A 21,987-nucleotide genomic window follows, 5' to 3' on the forward strand; every position below is an offset into this window, starting at 1 on the left:
GAATAAGCTCTTTTTGACACAAAAAACTCCCCCTAAGATAGAAACAGATTTTTATTTTTTAATCTGTCTACCTTATGGGGAGCATATCAAGATGGGAATCCTCATTTTAGGTAATTAAGAAAATATAAGCACTTCCTTAAAAAATAGGTATAATTATGATTGTCAAATGAGAGTTCGGTGACAGCCTTAGTTTTCTAATTACTTCTTAAACGTTCCACTGTTTCTTTTGACGGCGTTACGAATAGTGTCTTTTGATTGTCATACGTAACGAATCCTGGCTTTGCACCATTTGGTTTCTTTACATGACGTATTTTCGTGTAGTCTACAGGTACTGCCGATGAGTTTTGTGATTTACTGAAAAATGCAGCAAGTTCTGCTGCTTCGAGTAATGTTTCCTCACTTGGAGCTTTGGAACGAATAATGACGTGAGAGCCAGGTATATCCTTTGTATGTAACCATGTATCATCACGATGACCAAGCTTTGTAGTGACGTATTCGTTTTGCTTATTATTTTTACCAACGAGAATCTCTGTGCCATCTGTTGCAATAAATTGCTCTGGAACTGGTTTCTTTGGTTTGTTTTTCTGTTTCTTTTGTTTTCCTTGTTTCTTTAAATATCCTTCTTCCCTTAGCTCTTCACGAATTTCTTCGATATCTTCAACGCTAGCAACATTAATTTGTTGTAATAATTGCTCCAAGTAATCAATTTCTACTTGGTTTTTTATGATTTCTTGTTCGATTATTTTTTTTGATGTTTTTAACTTTTGATACGTTTTAAAAAATCCTTGTGCATTTTCACTAGGGGTTTTATTTGGATTTAATTCGATTGTTATTTCGGATTGCTCTGGGTCGTAATAGTCAATCACTGATATATTTTTATCCCCTTTGGAAACGAGATGCATATTGGCGGTTAACAGCTCGCCCTTCTTCTGGAAATGATCCGCCTCTTCAGCTTTTTTGATTGTTTGCAGATGTTTTTTCATTTTTCTTTCGTTCTTATTCTTTTCATTTTTAATGAAATGGGATAAATCCTTTGCTTGTTGTTTCACACGATCACGTTCTGCTTTTCCTGAATAGAAGCTATCAAGCATTGTATTTACTGAATCAAAGCTTATGGTTTCCCCATTAAAGCTTTGTAATGCAATAACATGAAACTCTTCCTTGTTATTCCGATAAATCGCTGGTGAATAGTGATTGTTTAATATCTGGGATCTAACGTCCATATACTTATCAGCATAGGCATTTCCGCTTCCTAAACCTGCTCGTGCAACGATTTCACGTGCAATAAAAGGCGAGAATCCGTCGAGATGACTCACGATTTGATTATCTAGTTTTCCCGCATTAAAATCGAGCTTTTTAATTAAATCCTCGCCATCTGTTTCTAATGGATTTAACTTATCCTGTGCTGGTGGCAAAATATACTGTTGACCAGGTAAAATCGTTCGATACCGGTTCTGTGCCATGGATACATGTTTTAAACTATCGATAATATTGCCTTTTTCTTCGTCTATCAGCATGACATTACTATGTTTTCCCATCAATTCAATGACGAGTAGTTTTTGACCAAGGTCACCAATTTCATTTCTCGTTTTGATTTTAAAAGTAACGATACGTTCCATCCCGTTTTGCTCGATTTCTTCTATTGTCGCACCTGATAAATGTTTGCGCAGCACCATGCAAAACATCGGCGCTTCTTGCGGGTTGACGTATGTATCTCCCGTTAAGTGGAATCTAGCATAGGTTGGATGAATCGATAATAATAGTGTATGATTTTTCCCTTGGCTGCGAATCGTTAAGACAACTTCGGTAGCAGTTGGCTGGTATATTTTATTAATTTTCCCAGGGACTATTGTTTGTTTTAATTCCTCTGTTACAGCTCTTGTTACGATACCATCGAATGGCATAGGATCACCTCTTTGGCAATTATAGCATTTTTTCGGACAAGTATGCATAGATATTGAAGTATGAGCTTGTATCATTTAATAGCCCGGAGGAATGCAGATGAAATGGTATCAATTAGACGTAGACCGCGTTGAAGCGAAGTTGCTTGTTTCTAGTAATAATGGACTTTCAGAGAAACAAGTAGAAGAACGACAGAAGCAGTATGGTTATAATGTGCTTGATGAGCAAAAGCATACATCCAGATGGCTGATTTTCCTAAAACAATTTCAAGATTTTATGGTTATTGTGCTACTTGCAGCTACACTCATTGCAGGGTTATTAGGCGAATATGTTGATGCAATCGCAATTATGCTAATTGTGTTAGTAAATGGATTTATTGGCTACTTTCAAGAACAAAAGGCAGAAAAGTCTCTCGATAAATTAAAAGAACTTTCAGCACCAATGGCACATGTATTGCGTGACGATAAATGGGAAAGAGTATCGTCACGGGAAGTTGTTATTGGTGATATTGTAAAAGTCGAGAGTGGCGATCGTATCCCGGCAGATATCCGAATTATTAAATCAACAAGCATGGAGACGGAAGAATCTGCCCTGACTGGTGAATCCTTGCCAGTTATGAAGCACGCAACAGCGATTGTGAAAGAGAATCTTGATGCACAGGACCAAGTAAATATGGGCTTTATGGGTACTCTCGTTACGAGAGGGTCTGGTGTAGGAATCGTTGTTGGAACAGGTATGAATACGGTGATGGGACAGATTGCATCCTTAATGGTCAATACTAAAAAGATGATTACACCACTGGAACGCAAATTAGCCGAGCTCGGTAAAATATTAATTGTTGTTGCATTACTTTTAACAGCGTTAGTAGTATTTCTTGGAGTATTACAAGGTAATCCAATGTATGAAATGTTTTTAGCAGGTGTTTCTTTAGCAGTTGCAGCCATTCCTGAAGGATTACCAGCAATAGTAACGGTCGCATTATCACTCGGTGTGCAGCGGATGATTAAGAAGAAGGCGATTGTCCGAAAGCTATCAGCAGTAGAAACCTTAGGATGTGCTTCTGTCATATGCTCGGATAAAACGGGAACAATGACGGAAAACCAAATGACGGTTAAAGAGATTTATTTAAATGGAAAACATTTATATGTAACCGGTGATGGCTATGATGTTCAGGGGGATTTTTTTCTAAATCAAACGAAGGTAGAGCAGGATTATCCGAATTTAGGAACAATGCTACTCTATGGCATGATCTGCAACAATGCAATCTTACAGACTAAAAAAGGGAAATACTCGATTGATGGTGACCCGACCGATGGTGCATTATTAGTTGCTGCAAGAAAATTAGGTTTTACAGATGCTGACAAAGGCAACTTTCGAATTATTAAAGAAATCCCATTCGATTCGGATCGCAAACGGATGAGTGTCATCGTTGAGGATGAAAATCAAGTGCGCTTTCTTATTACCAAAGGTGCACCAGATGTACTTTTGCCGCGATCCACCTTTTATCTAGACGGAAATAATAAGGCGTTAATAAAAACAGCAGACAGATCAAAAATTGATGCTGCGATTAATAGGATGGCAAGTAAGGCACTTCGAACGATCGCGATTGGCATCAGGACATTATCAAAAAATGAATCGTTGGATGCTTCCTTCTTAGAAAAGGAATTAACGTTTATCGGACTTTATGGCATGATTGACCCACCAAGAAAAGAAGTTAAATTTGCAATTGAAGAATGTAGACAAGCAGGAATAAAAACCGTCATGATTACAGGTGATCATGTTAATACCGCACGAGCAATTGCGAAGAATTTAAACCTATTACCCGAAAATGGCCTTGTTATCGAAGGACATCAATTAAATCAAATGTCACTAGCGGAACTAGAGGAAGTTATTGAAGACACCTATGTATTTGCAAGGGTGACACCAGAGCATAAGTTGAAAATCGTCAAGGCGTTTCAAGATAAGGGACATATCGTTGCCATGACAGGCGATGGAGTCAATGATGCCCCCGCGATTAAGGCAAGTGATATTGGTATTAGCATGGGGATTAGCGGTACAGATGTTACAAAAGAAGCATCATCACTAGTATTAATGGATGATAATTTTGCGACGATTAAAGAGGCAATCCATGAAGGTAGAAATATTTATGAAAATATTCGTAAGTTTATCCGCTATTTACTTGCATCCAATGTTGGCGAAATATTAGTAATGCTATTTGCAATGTTATTAGCGCTGCCATTGCCGCTCGTGCCTGTACAAATCTTATGGGTGAATCTTGTTACAGATGGACTACCAGCGATGGCACTAGGGTTAGATAAGCCAGAAAACGATGTGATGAAACGGGCACCGAGAAATCCAAGAGAAGGTATTTTTGCTAGGGGATTAGGTTATAAGATTGTCAGTCGTGGAATTTTAATTGGTCTCGTTACACTGATCGCTTTTATGTTATCGTATCAAAATAATCCGGACAACATCATATATGCCCAGACGATTGCGTTTTCTACATTAGTAATGGCACAGCTTATTCACGTGTTTGATTGTCGAAGCGAGCATTCCGTATTTTCACGAAATCCATTTGAAAATATATACCTAGTATTTGCGGTTATCTCTTCGTTATTACTGTTGCTTGTCGTTATATACTGGCCACCAATGCAACCTGTTTTCCATACAATGGCATTATCATTAAAGGATTGGATGTTTGTCGGCGCACTAAGCGCAATCCCAACCGTTTTGTTTGGATTTAGAAAATAAACACGATAACCCGAACGTACTTGTTCGGGTTATTTCCATAGCCATTAACATAAGATGGTGTTATTGAGATAAATTGTGAACTAACTTAGTTGGGAGCTTTCGCTCGAGCCCGCGGAAAGCGACTGTCCGTAGCGAAAATCAACTTTGCTCCAAGTTAGTCCGCACTTTATCTATACTCTGTATTACTGATTATCCGAAAAGGAAAGCCATTATAGAAAACAGTCTTTTCATTTGATAAAATAGAAAGTATAATGAATATCGGATGTGATAATGATGACTATGAGTATGACTGGTTATGGAAGAAAGGTTTTACATATGGATGATGCAAGTGTTACGGTCGAAATACGAACGTTGAATCATCGCTTTTTGGATATCTCAATTAAGCTGCCTGCAGCGTTATTGTTCATAGAAGATAAAATTAAAAAAATTATCCGATCTAAGTTCAGTCGGGGACGAATTGAAGTTGCTATCGAAATTACAGGCAGTTCAATCGTCCAGAAGAAGGTAGAAATAGACTGGTATCTATTGGATCAATACATGGAAAAAATAAATATTGCGAAAGATAGATATGGGCTAGCGGGTGAGTTACCCGTATCGATATTAACAACCCTTCCAGATATCTTTACGGTGGAGGAAGAGAAGCAACAGAGCGAAACGAATGATGCTTTATTGACAAGTGTAGAACAAGCTTGTGAACAAGTACTTGACATGCGTAAGAATGAGGGATCATTTTTATTTCAAGATTTAATGAAACGTATGTCCACGGTAGAGGATATTGTGATATTATTACAAACAAGGCGAACTTTAGTAATCGAGGAATATCGCAAACGAATCAAGGTTCGGGTGGAGGAACAATTAGAAGGGCATACGCTAATTGATCCAGCTAGAATTCATCAAGAAATTGTTCTGCTTGCAGAAAGAGGAGATATTACAGAAGAAATCACAAGACTCTTCAGTCATATTGAACATTTTCGCGCATCCATCCAGAAAAATGATGCAATTGGAAGAAAACTGGATTTTATCACACAGGAAATGCATCGTGAAGTAAATACGATTGGCTCCAAATCTACCGATGTTAAGCTAAGCGAATGGTCGGTCACACTTAAAGGCGAAATCGAAAAGATTAAAGAGCAAGTACAAAATATTGAGTGATGAATGAGTTTTTATTCGGATTTTATAGTATAATGATTGGTAGACGTAATTTAAATGTCATGATATTAATCAATTTGAGTCTTTCAACGGATCATAGGGGGAAATTACTTGAATTTGCGACTTATTAATATAGGATTTGGGAATGTTGTTTCTGCAAATCGAATTATTTCGATTGTTTCACCGGAATCAGCTCCAATTAAAAGAATTATTACCGTGGCACGAGATCATAATAAACTGATAGATGCTACGTACGGACGACGGACGAGAGCAGTGATTATTACTGATAGTGATCATGTTGTATTATCAGCAGTACAGCCTGAAACTGTTGGACAACGGGTATTAAGTCATGAAGAGGATTCTGATGATTAAAGTTTGTGTTTCTTAGTTTAAATGTATTAGGAGGAAATATATTGGTTGCAGAGAAAGGTATTTTATTTATTCTCTCTGGTCCGTCTGGAGTAGGGAAGGGCACGGTTCGGAAAAGACTTTTTGAAGAATCAACAGAATTACAATATTCCATTTCGATGACAACAAGACAGAAACGTCCAGGTGAAGTTGACGGTGTGGACTATTTCTATAAGTCAAATGAGGAATTTGAAAGGCTTATCGAACAAGAACAGTTACTAGAATATGCGAAGTATGTAAATAATTATTATGGCACACCTCGGGAATATGTTGAAGAAACACTGGAAAAAGGACTGGATGTCTTTTTAGAGATAGAAGTTCAAGGTGCTCTTCAAGTGAAAGAAAACTTTCCACAAGGTGTATTTATTTTTCTATTCCCACCGAGCTTAGTGGAGTTAAAAAACCGAATTGTAAATCGTGGGACAGAATCGCAGGAGTTAGTATTAAATCGTTTAAAAGAAGCGAGAAAAGAAATTGAGATGATGGATGCTTACGATTATGTGGTTGTAAATGACGATGTCGATCATGCAGTTGCAAAAGTAAAATCCATTATCCAAAGTGAACACCTTAAACGCGTTCGAGTGGCAAAACAATATAAGAAAATACTGGAGGATGAAATCCATTGATGTTAGAACCATCTATTGATAAATTGCAAGAGAAAATCAAATCAAAATACACACTTGTTACATTATCATCAAGACGTGCAAGACAATTAACGGTTACAAAGGACCTGCAAATAGAAAATCCAAAGTCATACAAAAATGTAGGTAAAGCACTTGAAGAAATCGAAGCGGGTAAATTACATTTAGCAAAATAAAAATAGTTTGTCATACTATGGAAGGTATGCCCAAATCTTTAGAAATTCAACTTATTCCATTGAAATTATAACGCTCATATAAAGTAATACCCTCGCTTACTATATGCGAGGGTATTATTGTCTTATAGTCTAAGAAAGTATAAGAAATTTTCTGCTTCAATTCCCTTAACAGGAAAGGCCACGTCCAGCTCCAGCACCCAAAGACTAGCGAGACTTCCCTCACCTTCGTACGATAAGTCAACATCGATTCGCTTACGCTCATCGTGTTTCCTTTATCTCAAAAGGCAAGGAGAAGTTCGACTAAGGTCGCCACTTCCTGTGGCAACGTCGAACCACCCCACGTCCTGTGGGGCGCAGTCTGTAGTCGCTAAACGGGTGCTTGCGCTTTTTTATAGTCTATAACAAGATTTAATACACCAATTTATGGTATAAATAAACTATAGAGCAGTATAAGGATGGAAATAATCGTGAAGAGGTGCTAGTAATGGTATTTAAAAAAAATATTGTATTAGGGGTTGCTGGTGGAATTGCTGCTTACAAGGCATGTGCATTAACAAGTAAGTTAACGCAAAAGGGTGCAAATGTGAAAGTTATCATGACAAAAGGCGCGGCAAAATTCGTTTCACCTTTAACGTTCCAAGCATTATCACGAAACCCTGTATTTACCGATACATTTGATGAAAAAGATCCAAATAAAATTGCACATATTGATTTAGCAGATTGGGCAGACATTTTTATTATTGCTCCTGCGACAGCAAATATTATTGGCAAGCTTGCAAATGGAATTGCAGACGACATGCTTTCAACAACATTGTTAGCGACAAAGGCTAGCGTTTATATTGCTCCAGCAATGAATGTTAATATGTATGGGCATCCTGCAGTGATTAAGAATATGCAGCAATTAGATAAATGGGGATACCACTTCATAGAACCTGGTGCAGGTTATCTAGCATGTGGCTGGATTGGAAAAGGACGTTTAGAAGAACCAGAAACCATTATTGATGTAATCGAAAAGCACCAATCCGTTGAACCGTTTTTACAAGGAAAGAAAGTACTTATATCAGCAGGTCCAACACATGAAAAAATCGACCCTGTACGATTCTTCACCAATCATTCATCAGGAAAAATGGGATTTGCACTTGCTGAGGCAGCGGCAAAATTCGGTGCTGAAGTAACATTAGTCACAGGACCAACATCGTTAAACATAGGGAGTAATAAGATTAAACGAATCGATGTCATATCAGCAGAGGATATGTATGAAGTGATGCATCAATATTTCCTAACAAGTGATATCGTGATAAAAGCCGCTGCGGTTGCTGATTACACACCGAAGCTTGTCTATGAAGAGAAAATGAAGAAGCAGCCTGGCAATTTACAGATTGAGATGAAACGTACGAAAGATATTTTACTATCGCTTGGTGAGATAAAGACGCATCAATATTTAGTTGGATTTGCTGCGGAAACAAATAATTCAATTGAGTATGGATTAAATAAATTAGAGAAAAAGCATTTAGATGCAATTGTAATTAATGATATTTCCACAGAAGGTGCTGGTTTTGGTGGCGATACGAATATCGTCACCTATGTAAATAAGACGCAGAAGCGAGAAGAAATCGAATTAGCCAGTAAAAAAGAAATAGCAGAAAAAATATTGCGGTTTATTGATAGAGATATGAAGGATGAAAAGCATTGAATATAGCAAAAGTAATCGTGGATGTGCCTGCCAGTTCTATAAATCAAACATTCGATTATTATATTCCTGAAAGATTTCAAGAAATTCTCGAAAATGGGATGCGTGTGATTGTACCATTTGGACCGAGAAAGATCATGGGATTTGTAGTTGGGCGTGTATCTGAATCATCCTTTAAACAATTAAAGGAAATTATTGATGTACTGGATTTATCTCCCGTGCTAACAGATGAATTATTAGATTTAGGGAAGTGGGTAGCGAATGAGACGCTTAGTCTGTCAATTACCGCATTACAGGCAATGCTTCCACAAGTGTTAAAGGCACAATATGATAAAGAATTGGTAAGAATGACAGATGCTGAATTGCCGGAACCATTAGAAATACTATTCGCAGGCAGAGATGTCATTAGTTATGACGAATTTACGGGATCTACCATTAGTTACTACCAATTGCAAAAAGTAGTGCAAGAAGGCGATATATCAATTGAATATCTAGTGAAATCAAAAATAACGAAAAAGTACGTCACGAAAGTAAAAGCGGCTCGTCCCCCACATTTACTAGAAGAGGCACTTCTTGATTTATCAGCTAGTGCGAAGAAACAGAAGCAATTATTGCATTATTTTATTGAAAATGAAACGTCAATTGAACAAAAAAAATTACTCCAGCTTGCGAATACAACTACGAATACTGTGAAAGCACTAGTTAATAAAGGACTACTAGAAACGATAAGAGAAGAAGTATTTAGGAATCCTTACAATGATGCAGAAATTGAGCGGACGAGTGCATTAACCTTAACAGATGAACAACAAATTGCGATTGATCCAATTAATGAAGCCATTGCAGCAGATAATCATGATGTATTCCTCCTTCACGGTGTTACAGGAAGTGGGAAAACTGAAATCTATTTACAGGCAATCCAAAATGTGATTAATAAAGGAAAAGAAGCAATTGTACTCGTGCCTGAAATTTCATTAACGCCACAAATGGTGAAGCGTTTCAAAGGGAGATTTGGCAAAAATGTTGCCGTCATGCATAGTGCATTATCCGCTGGTGAGAAATTCGACGAATGGCGGAGAATTCAGCGAAAAGAAGTACAGGTAGTTGTTGGGGCGAGGTCTGCTGTGTTTGTACCATTTGAAAACTTAGGTATTATCATTATTGATGAAGAGCATGAAACAACGTATAAACAGGAGGATCAGCCGCGCTATCATGCGAGAGATGTTGCTATCTATCGTGGAAAGCATCATCAATGTCCAGTTGTTTTAGGAAGCGCCACACCGACACTTGAGTCCTTTGCTAGAGCAAGTAAAGGCGTATATAAACTTGCGACATTAAGCAAGAGAACAAATGATAAACCAATGCCTAAAGTAGATATAGTAGATATGCGTGAGGAGCTTCATGCGGGAAACCGGACAATGTTTTCTAGAAAGTTAAAAGAAGGTATTGAGCAATGCATTGCGAAAGGAGAGCAGATTGTTCTGCTTTTAAACCGTCGTGGTTATTCTACATTTGTGATGTGCAGGGATTGTGGACATGTAAAGGAATGTCCACATTGTGATATCGCACTGACCTATCATAAAAATAGCAATCAATTAAAATGCCATTATTGTTCACATGAAGAGGCGATGCCAACGGTTTGTCCGGAATGCCAAAGTAAGTTAATTCGTTACTTTGGCACTGGAACGCAACGGGTCGAGGAAGCAATCACCCAATTAATTCCTGAAGCAAGGGTATTACGGATGGATGTGGATACAACCAGACGGAAGGGCTCCCATGAGAAAATACTGAAGCAATTTGTTGATCGTAAAGCAGATATATTGCTAGGAACGCAAATGATTGCAAAAGGATTAGATTTTGAAAATGTGACATTGGTTGGTGTCCTAACAGCAGATTCGATGCTGCATCTACCAGATTTTCGTTCTTCAGAGAAGACCTTTCAACTATTGACACAGGTTAGCGGTAGAGCTGGTAGACATGAATTGACGGGTAAAGTTATTGTTCAGACCTATACGCCTGAGCATTATAGCATTGTCCTTGCAAGTGAATACAATTTTGATGACTTTTATAAAAAAGAAATGAACACGAGAAGGACCTTCCAATATCCACCATATTTTTATCTGACGCTAATCACGATTTCCCATAAAAATCGCATAAAAGTAATCCAGACATCACAACAATTTGTGCAATTACTTTTGAGACAATTACAACAGGATACAGTGGTATTAGGACCAACACCATCACCGATTCCACGTATCAAAGATAGATATCGTTATCAATGCATGATAAAATACAGAAATGAGCCTAATTTACGTGATTATATAAGAAAAGTAATGGATCAATTTGCAGATGAGGTTAGGAAGGATGATTTACTAATTACTGTAGATATGCAACCATATCACTTAATGTAAGCTAGCCAATTTTAATGGAAATAGAAAGTAGGTTTTTGATTTGAAGAAAATAGTTTTTATGGGGACACCCGATTTTTCAGTACCGGTTTTACAGTCACTTATCCAATCGGAGTATGAAGTTGTCCTAGTTGTAACACAACCAGATAGACCAAAAGGGAGAAAGCATACAATCACACCTTCTCCAGTGAAAATAGAAGCGGAAAAACATCATATACCAGTGTTTCAACCAGAGAAATTGCGAAATGATTATGAGGAAATTTTAAGTTATAATCCAGATTTAATTGTAACTGCAGCATACGGACAAATATTACCGAATGCATTACTTGAGGCACCAGAATTTGGTTGTATTAATGTTCATGCTTCATTACTTCCAGAATTACGTGGCGGGGCACCAATCCATTATGCAATCGTCCAAGGAAAAAAAGAAACAGGGATAACAATTATGTATATGGTGGAAAAGCTTGATGCGGGAGATATTTTGACACAAGTGAGTGTGCCAATTGAAGAAGATGATAATGTAGGAACGATGCATGACAAACTTTCAGAAGCAGGGTCATCTTTATTATTAGAAACCTTGCCAAAACTATTTGCTAAACAATTGGAGCAGGTAAAGCAAGATGAAGCAAAAGCAACTTTCGCTGCCAATATTAAACGGGAGCAGGAAAAAATTGATTGGGAGAGAGACAATCAAGCGGTCTACAACCAAATACGCGGACTTCATCCATGGCCGGTAGCATTTACGACCTATGAAGGAAATGTAATGAAAATTTGGTGGGGCGAAGTCGATTCGACTACCTATCAGGGAAAACCTGGTGAAATTGTGAAGATGGTTGACGACGAAGCCTTTGTTGTCGTTTGTGGTAACCAACAGGGAATCAAAATTACCGAAATTCAACCTGCAGGTAAAAAGCGGATGTATGTGAAGGATTATTTAAGGGCTTCAAGTGATCGTATTAAACTAGGCGTCATAATGGGTGAGTAAATGAAGACATATCAATTGAGAAACACGATATTAGATATATTAATCCGGATTGAAAAGGATCAGAGCTTTAGTCATCTTTTAATCGATCATGAAATTAAGACTGGTCAACTAAAGCCGAAAGATGAAGGTCTATTAACAGAAGTAGTTTATGGAACATTACAAAGAGAGATCACCTTAGATTATTATCTTGACAGCTTTATGGATTCCAAGAAAAAAGTTGATTCTTGGGTTAGAATCCTGCTAAGAATGTCAATCTATCAAATGGTGTTTTTAGACAAGGTTCCAGATCATGCGATAATTCATGAAGCAGTAGAAATTGCCAAACAGCGTGGTCATAAAGGAATAGCGGGATTTGTTAATGGTCTTTTGCGAAATGTACAGCGAAATGGGATCCCAAATACGGCATTAATAGAAGATCCAGTTAGCAGGATTAGCATTGAAACGAGTCATCCAGAGTGGCTTGTTTCTAGATGGGCAGCCGAATATGGATTAACAACAACCAAGGCAATGTGTGAGGCGAATATAACAAGGAAAAGCCAATCGATTAGAGTGCAGCCATTAAAGATTTCGAGAGAAGAAGCGCTGGAAGTACTAATGGAGCAAGGATTCATAGTTACACCATCTCATTTTTCTAATCAGGGTATTATTGTTGAAAAAGGAAATATTTTAAGCTCTCAATTATTTAAGGATGGTATGATTACAATTCAAGATCAAAGTTCCATGCTTGTTGCCGAAATGCTTGATGCACAACCGAATATGGAAGTGCTAGATGCATGTAGCGCCCCTGGTGGAAAGGCAACACATATTGCCGAGAAAATGGAAGATAAAGGTAGTATTAAGGCATATGATCTTCATAAAAAGAAGGTCAAATTAATCGAGGAAAAGGCAGAGAGTCTTGGATTAACGATTATTGATGCTGAAGCAAACGATGCAAGAAAGCTACAGGAGATCCATGCAAAAGAAAGCTTTGATCGAATCCTTGTGGATGCACCATGCTCTGGGCTCGGTGTGATACGTGGGAAACCAGAAATTAAATATACGAAAAAAGAAACCGATATCGAACGTTTATCAGAGATCCAATTGGATATATTAGAGCATGTTGCACCACTTCTGAAAATAAATGGGTTGCTTATCTATAGTACTTGTACCGTTGAACGGCAAGAAAACGAAAAAGTTGTAGCAAAATTTATTGAAAATCATCCGGAATTCGAAGTTGATCCAGTATTTTTCGGAAATCTACCAGATGAATTAGAGGCTTCACAAGGAAGAAGCGAATTCGGATTGCAATTATTTCCACAGGATTTTCAAACGGACGGTTTCTTTCTTACTCGTTTGAGGCGAAAGCATTAAACAAATTGTACTGTAGCAGTTAGGCGAAATTAGTTAAAGTACTTTTATAAGTAGCATATAATCCCTAGTGTTCTAAGGTAAAGTATGTAATACTTTAACTAAAATCAACAAAAAATAATACTACTAGATCATTGCAATTAAATCCTAGTTTTAATGAGGAGGGATCGAATATGAAAGGGAATTTCTTAACGGATCGTGGCAGAATAAGAAGTCATAACGAGGATTCAGGGGGAATATTTTATAATCTAGCGGATCAATTTTTAGCGATTATAGCTGATGGCATGGGGGGGCATCAGGCGGGAGATGTCGCTAGTCAGATGGCAACATCATTAATGAAAGCTAAATGGGAGAGTACAAATGAATTCACAACTCCTCAGGATTTAGAGGCGTGGTTAGTTGAAACAATTGCAGAGATTAACAAATCGATTTATGTGCATTCCCAGGAAAATAAAGAATGTGAAGGTATGGGTACTACGATTGTGATTGCAATCTACATAGAAGAATTTCTAACAATCGCCCATATCGGTGATAGTAGATGCTATTTACTAAATGATAAAGGCTTTAGGCAAATAACCGAAGACCATTCATTAGTAAATGCATTAGTCCAGTCTGGGCAAATTACCAAGGATGATGCACAGCACCATCCAAGAAAAAATATTGTATTAAAAGCGTTAGGAACAGATATTCAAGTGGATCCCGAAATTAATATGGTTGGCATTGAAACAGGTGATAAAATTTTATTGTGTTCAGATGGGCTAACGGATAAGATTGAATACCCAGAATTACTTGAAGTGATTCAGCAACCAATTGATAACTTAGAGGCTGGACAACAACTCATTGACATGGCTAATGCCCGTGGTGGTGAAGATAATATCTCCATTATCCTTGCATCACTTGACTTATCAATGGGAGAAGGTGAGTCTGCATGATTAAAGGCCATATGTTAAATGATCGCTATAAAATCATCAAAAAAATTGGTGGCGGCGGGATGGCCAATGTTTTTCTAGCATGGGATACAATATTGGACCGTGATGTTGCGGTAAAAGCATTGCGGATGGAATATGCGAATGATCAGGAATTTATCGCTCGTTTTGATCGTGAGGCACAATCTGCTTCAAGCCTTTCACATCCAAATATTGTAAACATCTATGATGTCGGTGGCGAGGACCATGTGATGTACATTGTGATGGAATATGTCGATGGCATGACATTGAAAGAATATATACAACGTCATGGATCAATTGATGTCAGTGAAGCACTCGATATCATGAGACAATTAACGTCAGCAATTGCTCACGCACATGACAATGATATTGTTCATCGGGACATCAAACCACAGAATATTTTAATCGATCAATATGGTCAAATCAAAGTAACGGATTTTGGAATTGCTATTGCGTTAAGTGCAACATCTTTAACGCAAACAAATTCAATTGTTGGATCTGTCCATTACTTATCTCCTGAGCAAGCACGTGGTGGAATGGCAACAAAGAAATCGGATATTTATTCGATCGGGATTGTTTTATTTGAGCTACTAACGGGAAAGATTCCATTTTCCGGACAATCACCAGTGTCGATTGCGTTGAAGCATTTGCAAAGTAATACACCTTCCGTGAGAAGATATAATCAAGATATTCCACAAAGTGTTGAAAATATTGTGTTGAAAGCAACGGCAAAGGATCCATTTCATCGCTATCAATCGATTTATGAAATGGAAGAGGCATTGGAAACGGCACTTGATCCAGATAAATTGAAGGAGAAAATGTACGAACCACCAGTTGAAGTTGGGGATGAAACCAAAGCAATTCCAATTATTACCGATAATCAAATTGCGGATAACCTTGACCAACATACGATTGTCCATCAGACAAATGGAGCGACAAAGAATTTCCCAGAAGAAAACAATGGGAAAGAAGTGTCAAGTGAAGTAACGAAAAAAGAAAAGAAGCCAAAAAAGGAAAAGAAAAAAAGAAGGAAATGGCCGATAATTCTAACCGTTATCCTTCTATTGCTTGCAGTTGGAGTAATTGCACTTTTCTTTGTTCCAGGTATACTCCAACCTAAAGATATCGTAGTTGAAAATGTCATTGGCATGGAAAGCGGAGAGGCGAGAGATAGATTAGGAGAAAAGAAATTCGTAGTAGAAGATGAATTTGTATATTCGGAAGATGTGGAGGAGGGGTATGTTGTTAAGACAACCCCTGGTCCAGATCGAATTGCTAAAGAAGGATCTATCGTTACTCTATTTATTAGTCAAGGAAAAGAAAAGGTGAAATTTCAGGATTATGTTGGCCGTGATTATAGTCAGGTTAAGCGAATTCTTGAGGAAGCGGATTACAAAGTTATGAAGATTGACAAATATTCCAATCGTCCAGAAGGAGAAATTTTAGACCAAATTCAGCCAACACCTGATAGTGAAGTAATTCCGAGCGAAACCAAGGTTATTTTTGAAGTAAGTCTGGGTCCTGAGTTGATAAGCCTTAATAATTTGACAGGCATGACACAAGAAGATGCGAAGGCATATTTAGATTCTAAAAATCTCATTATGAACGTGACTGAACAGCATTCAGACACGATACCAGCTGGCATGGTTATTTGGCAGTCACCAACAACAGGGATTGAAGTGCAGGAGGGGGCTACCGTTGATGTTTATATCTCCATTGGTCCTGAAGTGAAACCACCTGCATCGCATACGATTACGTACACAGTACCGTATAAACCAGTACCACCCGAAGAGCCGAAAGAAGGTGAACAGGATAATCCAGATGAGACACCGCCAGAAACACAAGATCCTGTCGAACAAATCGTGAAAATTTATATTGGCGATGCAAATAATGAAATAACGAACGTTTATCGTGAAGTACCGATTTCAGAAGACACGCCAGTTACCTTCACATTATCGATTGCTCCTGGAAGTGAAGCGGAATATGTAATTACACGTGATGATGAAGAGATTGTAAGAGATACAGTATCATATGAGGATGGTGAATAATGGCGGAAGGGAGAATCATTAAAGCATTAAGTGGATTTTACTATGTACAATCAGGTGATAATGTCTATCCATGTAAAGGAAGAGGAGTGTTTCGCAATCAGAATATTTCCCCTTTAGTTGGCGACTTTGTACAATACGATTTAGATGAAAATGATGAAGGCTATATAATGAAAATTAATAAAAGGACGAACGAACTTGTTCGTCCTCCAATTGCTAATATTACACAAGCGATCATTATTAGCTCTGCTAATTCTCCTAATTTCAGTACACTATTGCTTGATCGATTTCTCGTATTAATAGAGGCTAAAGATATCACACCAGTTATTTTTATTACGAAAATTGATATGCTCACTGATTCTGGGCAATCGGATATTGAAAAATATCAGCAAGTATATGAGGGTGTTGGCTATAAGGTTGAATTGCTTTCATCAAAGGAACCAGATAATCTGCCAGATCTTTCGCATTATTTTAAAGATAATGTGTCGGTGTTTGCAGGGCAGTCAGGGGTTGGGAAAACCTCATTGCTTAATGCATTAAACCCATCTTTGACTTTAGCAACTGGTGAAATTTCTCAAAGCCTCGGACGCGGAAAGCATACTACAAGGCATGTAGAACTTATTCCACTATATGGTGGGCTTGTCGCAGACACCCCTGGATTTAGCGCCCTGGATTTTAGTGAAATCGAAGCAGATATGTTAGCAGATAGTTTTCCAGAAATCCGTGAGCATGGGCAGTTTTGCAAATTTAGAGGCTGTATGCATCATAAAGAACCAAAATGCGCTGTCAAAGAAGCAGTAGAAGAGAATATAATCGAACAATTTAGATATGACCATTATTTAAGTTTTTTAGAAGAAATCCAATCAAGAAAGCAGAGGTATTAATTATGTTAAAAATTGCACCTTCCATCCTTTCAGCAGATTTTGCAAAACTTGGGGAAGAAATTAAAGATGTTGATAAAGGTGGAGCAGATTACATCCATGTTGACGTTATGGACGGTCACTTTGTACCTAATATCACAATTGGGCCATTGATTGTGGAAGCCATTAAACCAGTAACAGACCTTCCACTTGATGTTCATTTAATGATTGAAAATCCAGATTCATATATTCCGGTATTTGCAAATAACGGTGCTGCAATCATTACAGTTCATCAAGAGGCATGTGTCCATTTACATCGAACCATTCAATTAATCAAGCAGCATAACGTAAAGGCTGGTGTTGTGATTAATCCTGCTACACCTGCAGAGGTATTGTTACCAATTCTTGCTGACGTTGATTTAGTATTGCTGATGACAGTTAATCCAGGTTTTGGTGGACAATCTTTCATTCGGAGTATGCTTAAAAAGATTGAACAGGTTGCAGCATGGCGGAAGGAATTCGATTTATCGTTTGAAATTGAAGTTGATGGTGGGGTTAATGTAGAAACCGCTAAATTATGCACAGATGCTGGTGCAGACGTACTTGTTGCTGGCAGTGCAATCTTTAATCACGAAAATAGGCAGGAAGCAATCCAGGCATTACGTATTGCAACCAAGGGGTAATATCGATGACAACTGTTGCAATCGTAGGAAATGGTCCAGAGGAACTACTTGCAGATCTGCATTCCTATCATGATAAAATCGATTATTGGATTGGTGCAGATCGCGGGGCATTCGTCCTAGCTAGAAGGCAAATACCGATCCAGTACGCTGTGGGTGACTTTGATTCGATTGATGAGCATGAAAAAAATTTAATCAGGGAATCGGCAACGTATTATGAGGAATATCAAGTAGAAAAAAATGAGACTGATTTAGAATTAGCGTTATTAAAAGCGTTGGAGCTAAATCCTGATGAAATATATTTATTTGGTGTCACCGGTGGTAGGATTGATCATGAGTTGGCGAATATTCAATTACTCTATTTGATTCGGAATAAGGGAATCAAGGGAGTAATTATCGATCATTTAAATTACCTAGAGCTTACATTACCAGGAGTTCATGAAATCATGGAGGATAAACGTTATTCTAATATCTCCTTTATTCCGTACACAGAAAAGGTAGAAGGAATCACATTAACGGGGTTTTATTATCCGTTAACAAATAAAACGATAACATGGGGATCCACCAGATGTATTTCAAACAAGCTTTCTTCAATTAGTGGTACTTTTTCCTATGACAAAGGCATATTATTATTAATAAAGAGTCGTGACGCGATTCCGAAGTAAGCCTGGATTGTAGGAATAGGAGGGGGCACTTATGAAATTTTATACTATTAAACTCCCAAGATTTATCGGTGGATTCGTGAAGATTGTAATTAGTATTTTTAAAAGGGATAAATAACTTTCTTAATCAGCTTTTGTCATTTTGTTGGCAAAAGCTTGTTTTTTAGGAAGGTAGTTTTCAAATAACCGAGATGTAATAAGTTGATGAAAAGTGCAGACTAGTTTAATGCGCTAGGGGCTCTCGAATCAGTCGCTCCAGAAATACACTACGCGTACCTTAGGGGAGCTGTTGAGACTACTCGCGCTATCGCGCTTCGTAGTCTCACCTAGGCTCTTCTTCCCGCAGGAGTTTCCGTGTATTTCTTCCGCTGGGGTTGTAAAGAATCCCATATAAAAGAATAGCTTACCACCGAAAATCGACGTTAATTGAAGTGAAAGTATGAAGCTCACGTGTGAACAGTAACTACTGTTCGGATCTGAAATCACAATTGTCACTGGTCCGCACTTTATATAGCAAAACTATACAAATGAGCTTTTAGAAAAAATATATGAGAAAATGAAAAAAAGCGCCTATTTATAAAAATAGGTGCTTTTCGTTACATTACTAATGTTAAACCGTACCTTATAGGTATATTATACACGCTCAACTTTGCCTGATTTAAGGGCGCGTGCAGAAACATAAACTCGTTTAGGTTTGCCATCTACCATAATACGTACTTTTTGTACATTAGCTTTCCAATTACGCTTGTTGGAATTCATAGCGTGAGAGCGTTGGTTTCCACTGCGAGTTTTACGTCCAGTTACAACACATTTTCTAGCCATGTTATCCCTCCTTACTCGAGAACTCGTGTCTTTTAATACTTATACAATTTACCATAAGAATGACAAGAATGCAATCAAATTTTACATGAATATAAAGAATAAATACTTGACAGTTTAATTTTATTCGTCCATTCTAATAAGAGAAATTTTCTTATTCATTGAAATTATTGTACCGAAACGGGCGCTTGCACATTTGTTAGTACCTGCTTTTAAAAAAGATTAGTATGTAGTATAATTTGCTTAGATTATAAGCAGTTGTTTTGAGGAGGATAATTATGTCCATTGAAATAAATACGAAAGATGGCCAAGTAACCATTACAAATGACGTTATCGCTACAATTGCTGGTGGAACTGCTGTAGAATGTTATGGTATTGTTGGCATGGCATCAAAGAGCCAAATTAGAGATGGAATCGCTGAAATGCTAAAAAAGGAAAATTACGCTCGTGGTATCATCGTTCGCCAAGAAGATGATAAACTGCATATTGATATGTATATTATTGTTAGTTATGGTACGAAGATTTCTGAGGTTGCGAGCAATGTACAATCACAAGTAAAATACACATTGAATAAATCATTAGGATTAAACATTGACTCCGTAAATATTTATATTCAGGGAGTACGTGTAGCAAAGGACTAATTATTGCTACCGTTTTTGAGGAGGAAATATAGTGACAGCTGAAAAAATAGATGGTGCAGCTTTAACGAATATGATTCTTGCTGGAGCACATCATTTAACAAATAATGCGAAAAAAATTGATGCATTGAATGTATTCCCGGTGCCAGATGGTGATACGGGAACAAATATGAATTTATCGATGACTTCTGGAGCAAACGAAGTTAAAAAACTAAAAAGTGAGCATGCAGCAGACGTAGCAAATGCATTCTCAAAAGGACTCCTAATGGGAGCAAGAGGAAATTCTGGTGTAATCTTATCACAAATATTCCGTGGCTTTGCAAAAGGAATGGATAATAAACAATCGGTTACCGTTAAAGATCTAGCCGCTTGTTTTGATGCGGGTGTAAAGACAGCGTATAAAGCAGTAATGAAGCCTGTAGAAGGAACGATTCTTACAGTTGCAAAAGATGCTGCAAAAGAAGCAATCAAAGTGGCTGAAACAGAAAATGATTTGATTGGATTAATGGAAAAAGTATTAGCCGAGGCGAAGGCATCACTGAAACGCACACCAGATTTATTGCCGGTATTAAAGGAAGTTGGTGTCGTCGATTCTGGTGGTCAAGGATTAGTTACGATTTATGAAGGGTTCTTGGCAGCACTTAAAGGCGAAGAACTACCGGAATCCTCTTTGGATCTTGAAATGGAAGAAATGGTGAGTGCTGAGCATCATCGCGTAACACAGGATTTCATGAATACTTCTGATATTGTCTTCGGTTATTGTACAGAATTCATGGTGAAATTTGAAGAAGATAAATTAGCTGATAATCCATACAACGAGGAAGCATTTCGAAAGGAACTAAGTGAGATTGGTGATTCATTACTTGTTGTTTCCGACGATGAAATTATAAAAGTACATGTTCATTCGGAAACACCAGGGACATGTCTTTCACTTGGACAACGCTATGGTAGCTTAATTAATATGAAAATCGAAAACATGCGTGAACAGCATATTGCCTTAGTGGGAGATAATAATAAAACAAGTCCAAAAGAAATGAAAGAATATGCGATCGTTACGGTAGCGATGGGTAAAGGCTTAACAGCGTTATTTGAAAGCCTTGGTGCTTCTGTTGTAATTGAGGGCGGTCAAACGATGAATCCGAGCACAAAGGATATTACAGATGCGATCAATGAAGCAAACGCCCGTAATGTAATTATTCTGCCTAATAATAAGAATATCCGCATGGCGGCAGACCAAGCTGCAGAACTTGCAGATGTAGATGCAGTTGTTGTGCCGACAACAACGATTCCACAAGGGATAACAGCAATGCTTTCATTCCAGCCAGATGCGGATATCCTAGCAAATAAAGACGCAATGAATGAAGCTAGAAAGCATGTGAAAACGGGACAGGTGACATATGCTGTTAGGGATACGCAAATTGATGGCATTACAATTAAGAATGGTAATTTTATGGGAATTGAAGATGGTGAAATAAAGGCAACACACCAAGATAAAGCAGAAACGACTAGACTATTATTACAAGAGATGATTACGGAAGATAGTGAAATTCTAACGATTTTATATGGTGAAGATGTTGATAAGAAAGAAATCGACGAGCTAGTAGCATATGTTGAAGAAGCATATGAAGATCTGGAAATAGAAGTTCATAATGGAGATCAACCAATATATTCGTATATCTTTTCTGTTGAATAACAAATCAATTCGCCCTAATCGAATAATTAAGGCGAATTTTTTTGTGATTTCCTATCAATTTTTCTATGTAAATATTGGTACATCAAAGTTATGTCACAATTTAGATAAAGTGCAGATTACTTTAATTCAGAATTTCTTTGCCGAGGTCCGCAGCCCCCATACACCTTCGCTTTCCGCGGGCGGCTGATG

Annotated in this window: 19 protein-coding genes; 17 read left to right on the top strand and 2 right to left on the bottom strand. The window is 37.7% G+C overall.

The window, feature by feature from the left end:
- Window positions 1-194: 194 nt before the first annotated feature.
- A complete protein-coding gene (locus CWR48_RS04650) occupies window positions 195-1,904 on the bottom strand; it encodes an Rqc2 family fibronectin-binding protein (protein WP_115771882.1) in 1,710 nt (569 codons plus the stop codon).
- 97 nt (window positions 1,905-2,001) lie between these two features.
- Here CWR48_RS04650 and CWR48_RS04655 point away from each other — a divergent pair, with 97 nt between their 5' ends.
- The 15 genes from CWR48_RS04655 to spoVM all read left to right on the top strand — a co-directional run bounded on the left by CWR48_RS04655 (window position 2,002) and on the right by spoVM (window position 18,766).
- Window positions 2,002-4,653, top strand: a complete 2,652-nt coding sequence (locus tag CWR48_RS04655; RefSeq protein ID WP_115771883.1) for a calcium-translocating P-type ATPase, SERCA-type — start codon at window positions 2,002-2,004, stop codon at window positions 4,651-4,653.
- Between the two features lie 270 nt (window positions 4,654-4,923).
- Window positions 4,924-5,805, top strand: coding sequence for a YicC/YloC family endoribonuclease (locus CWR48_RS04660; RefSeq protein ID WP_245976725.1), 882 nt, complete (start codon window positions 4,924-4,926; stop codon window positions 5,803-5,805).
- Between the two features lie 108 nt (window positions 5,806-5,913).
- The gene (gene remA / locus CWR48_RS04665; protein ID WP_115771885.1) at window positions 5,914-6,174 is read left to right on the top strand and encodes an extracellular matrix/biofilm regulator RemA; all 261 of its coding nucleotides are present in this window, start codon (window positions 5,914-5,916) and stop codon (window positions 6,172-6,174) included.
- A gap of 41 nt (window positions 6,175-6,215) precedes the next feature.
- Window positions 6,216-6,836, top strand: coding sequence for a guanylate kinase (gene gmk, locus CWR48_RS04670; RefSeq protein ID WP_115771886.1), 621 nt, complete (start codon window positions 6,216-6,218; stop codon window positions 6,834-6,836).
- Window positions 6,833-7,027, top strand: coding sequence for a DNA-directed RNA polymerase subunit omega (rpoZ, locus tag CWR48_RS04675; protein WP_281270242.1), 195 nt, complete (start codon window positions 6,833-6,835; stop codon window positions 7,025-7,027). Before gmk ends, rpoZ begins: the two co-directional genes overlap by 4 nt.
- Before the next feature lie 484 nt (window positions 7,028-7,511).
- Window positions 7,512-8,720, top strand: a complete 1,209-nt coding sequence (gene coaBC, locus CWR48_RS04680; protein WP_115771887.1) for a bifunctional phosphopantothenoylcysteine decarboxylase/phosphopantothenate--cysteine ligase CoaBC — start codon at window positions 7,512-7,514, stop codon at window positions 8,718-8,720.
- On the top strand, window positions 8,717-11,125 hold the full coding sequence (gene priA / locus CWR48_RS04685; protein WP_115771888.1) for a primosomal protein N': 2,409 nt from the start codon (window positions 8,717-8,719) through the stop codon (window positions 11,123-11,125). Before coaBC ends, priA begins: the two co-directional genes overlap by 4 nt.
- 40 nt (window positions 11,126-11,165) lie before the next feature.
- A complete protein-coding gene (fmt, locus tag CWR48_RS04690; RefSeq protein WP_211316711.1) occupies window positions 11,166-12,107 on the top strand; it encodes a methionyl-tRNA formyltransferase in 942 nt (313 codons plus the stop codon).
- The gene (gene rsmB / locus CWR48_RS04695; RefSeq protein ID WP_115771890.1) at window positions 12,108-13,457 is read left to right on the top strand and encodes a 16S rRNA (cytosine(967)-C(5))-methyltransferase RsmB; all 1,350 of its coding nucleotides are present in this window, start codon (window positions 12,108-12,110) and stop codon (window positions 13,455-13,457) included.
- Between the two features lie 170 nt (window positions 13,458-13,627).
- Complete coding sequence (locus CWR48_RS04700) at window positions 13,628-14,386, top strand: Stp1/IreP family PP2C-type Ser/Thr phosphatase (RefSeq protein WP_115771891.1); 759 nt, start codon at window positions 13,628-13,630, stop codon at window positions 14,384-14,386.
- Window positions 14,383-16,449 (top strand): Stk1 family PASTA domain-containing Ser/Thr kinase, encoded by a 2,067-nt coding sequence (gene pknB / locus CWR48_RS04705; protein WP_115771892.1) that lies wholly within the window; start codon window positions 14,383-14,385, stop codon window positions 16,447-16,449. The genes CWR48_RS04700 and pknB overlap by 4 nt, the downstream gene beginning before the upstream one ends.
- Window positions 16,449-17,330, top strand: coding sequence for a ribosome small subunit-dependent GTPase A (gene rsgA, locus CWR48_RS04710; RefSeq protein ID WP_115771893.1), 882 nt, complete (start codon window positions 16,449-16,451; stop codon window positions 17,328-17,330). Before pknB ends, rsgA begins: the two co-directional genes overlap by 1 nt.
- 2 nt (window positions 17,331-17,332) lie before the next feature.
- Window positions 17,333-17,989 (top strand): ribulose-phosphate 3-epimerase, encoded by a 657-nt coding sequence (gene rpe / locus CWR48_RS04715; RefSeq protein WP_115771894.1) that lies wholly within the window; start codon window positions 17,333-17,335, stop codon window positions 17,987-17,989.
- 5 nt (window positions 17,990-17,994) lie between these two features.
- Entirely contained in the window at window positions 17,995-18,651 is a 657-nt protein-coding gene (locus CWR48_RS04720; protein WP_115771895.1) for a thiamine diphosphokinase, read from the top strand.
- 31 nt (window positions 18,652-18,682) lie between these two features.
- The gene (gene spoVM / locus CWR48_RS04725) at window positions 18,683-18,766 is read left to right on the top strand and encodes a stage V sporulation protein SpoVM (protein WP_115771896.1); all 84 of its coding nucleotides are present in this window, start codon (window positions 18,683-18,685) and stop codon (window positions 18,764-18,766) included.
- 515 nt (window positions 18,767-19,281) lie between these two features.
- On the opposite strand, the gene rpmB is transcribed toward spoVM, so the two are convergent.
- Window positions 19,282-19,470: a 50S ribosomal protein L28 gene (gene rpmB, locus CWR48_RS04730; protein ID WP_072886868.1), complete on the bottom strand. Its 189-nt coding sequence runs from the start codon at window positions 19,468-19,470 to the stop codon at window positions 19,282-19,284.
- A 275-nt stretch (window positions 19,471-19,745) separates the two neighbouring features.
- On the opposite strand from rpmB, the gene CWR48_RS04735 reads away from it, so the two are divergent.
- Both CWR48_RS04735 and CWR48_RS04740 read left to right on the top strand, forming a co-directional pair.
- Window positions 19,746-20,108: an Asp23/Gls24 family envelope stress response protein gene (locus CWR48_RS04735; protein ID WP_115771897.1), complete on the top strand. Its 363-nt coding sequence runs from the start codon at window positions 19,746-19,748 to the stop codon at window positions 20,106-20,108.
- Between the two features lie 31 nt (window positions 20,109-20,139).
- Window positions 20,140-21,798: a DAK2 domain-containing protein gene (locus CWR48_RS04740; protein ID WP_115771898.1), complete on the top strand. Its 1,659-nt coding sequence runs from the start codon at window positions 20,140-20,142 to the stop codon at window positions 21,796-21,798.
- Window positions 21,799-21,987: the final 189 nt, after the last annotated feature.

The organism is Oceanobacillus arenosus (assembly GCF_003369575.1).
Classification (GTDB): Bacteria; Bacillota; Bacilli; order Bacillales; family Amphibacillaceae; genus Oceanobacillus; species Oceanobacillus arenosus.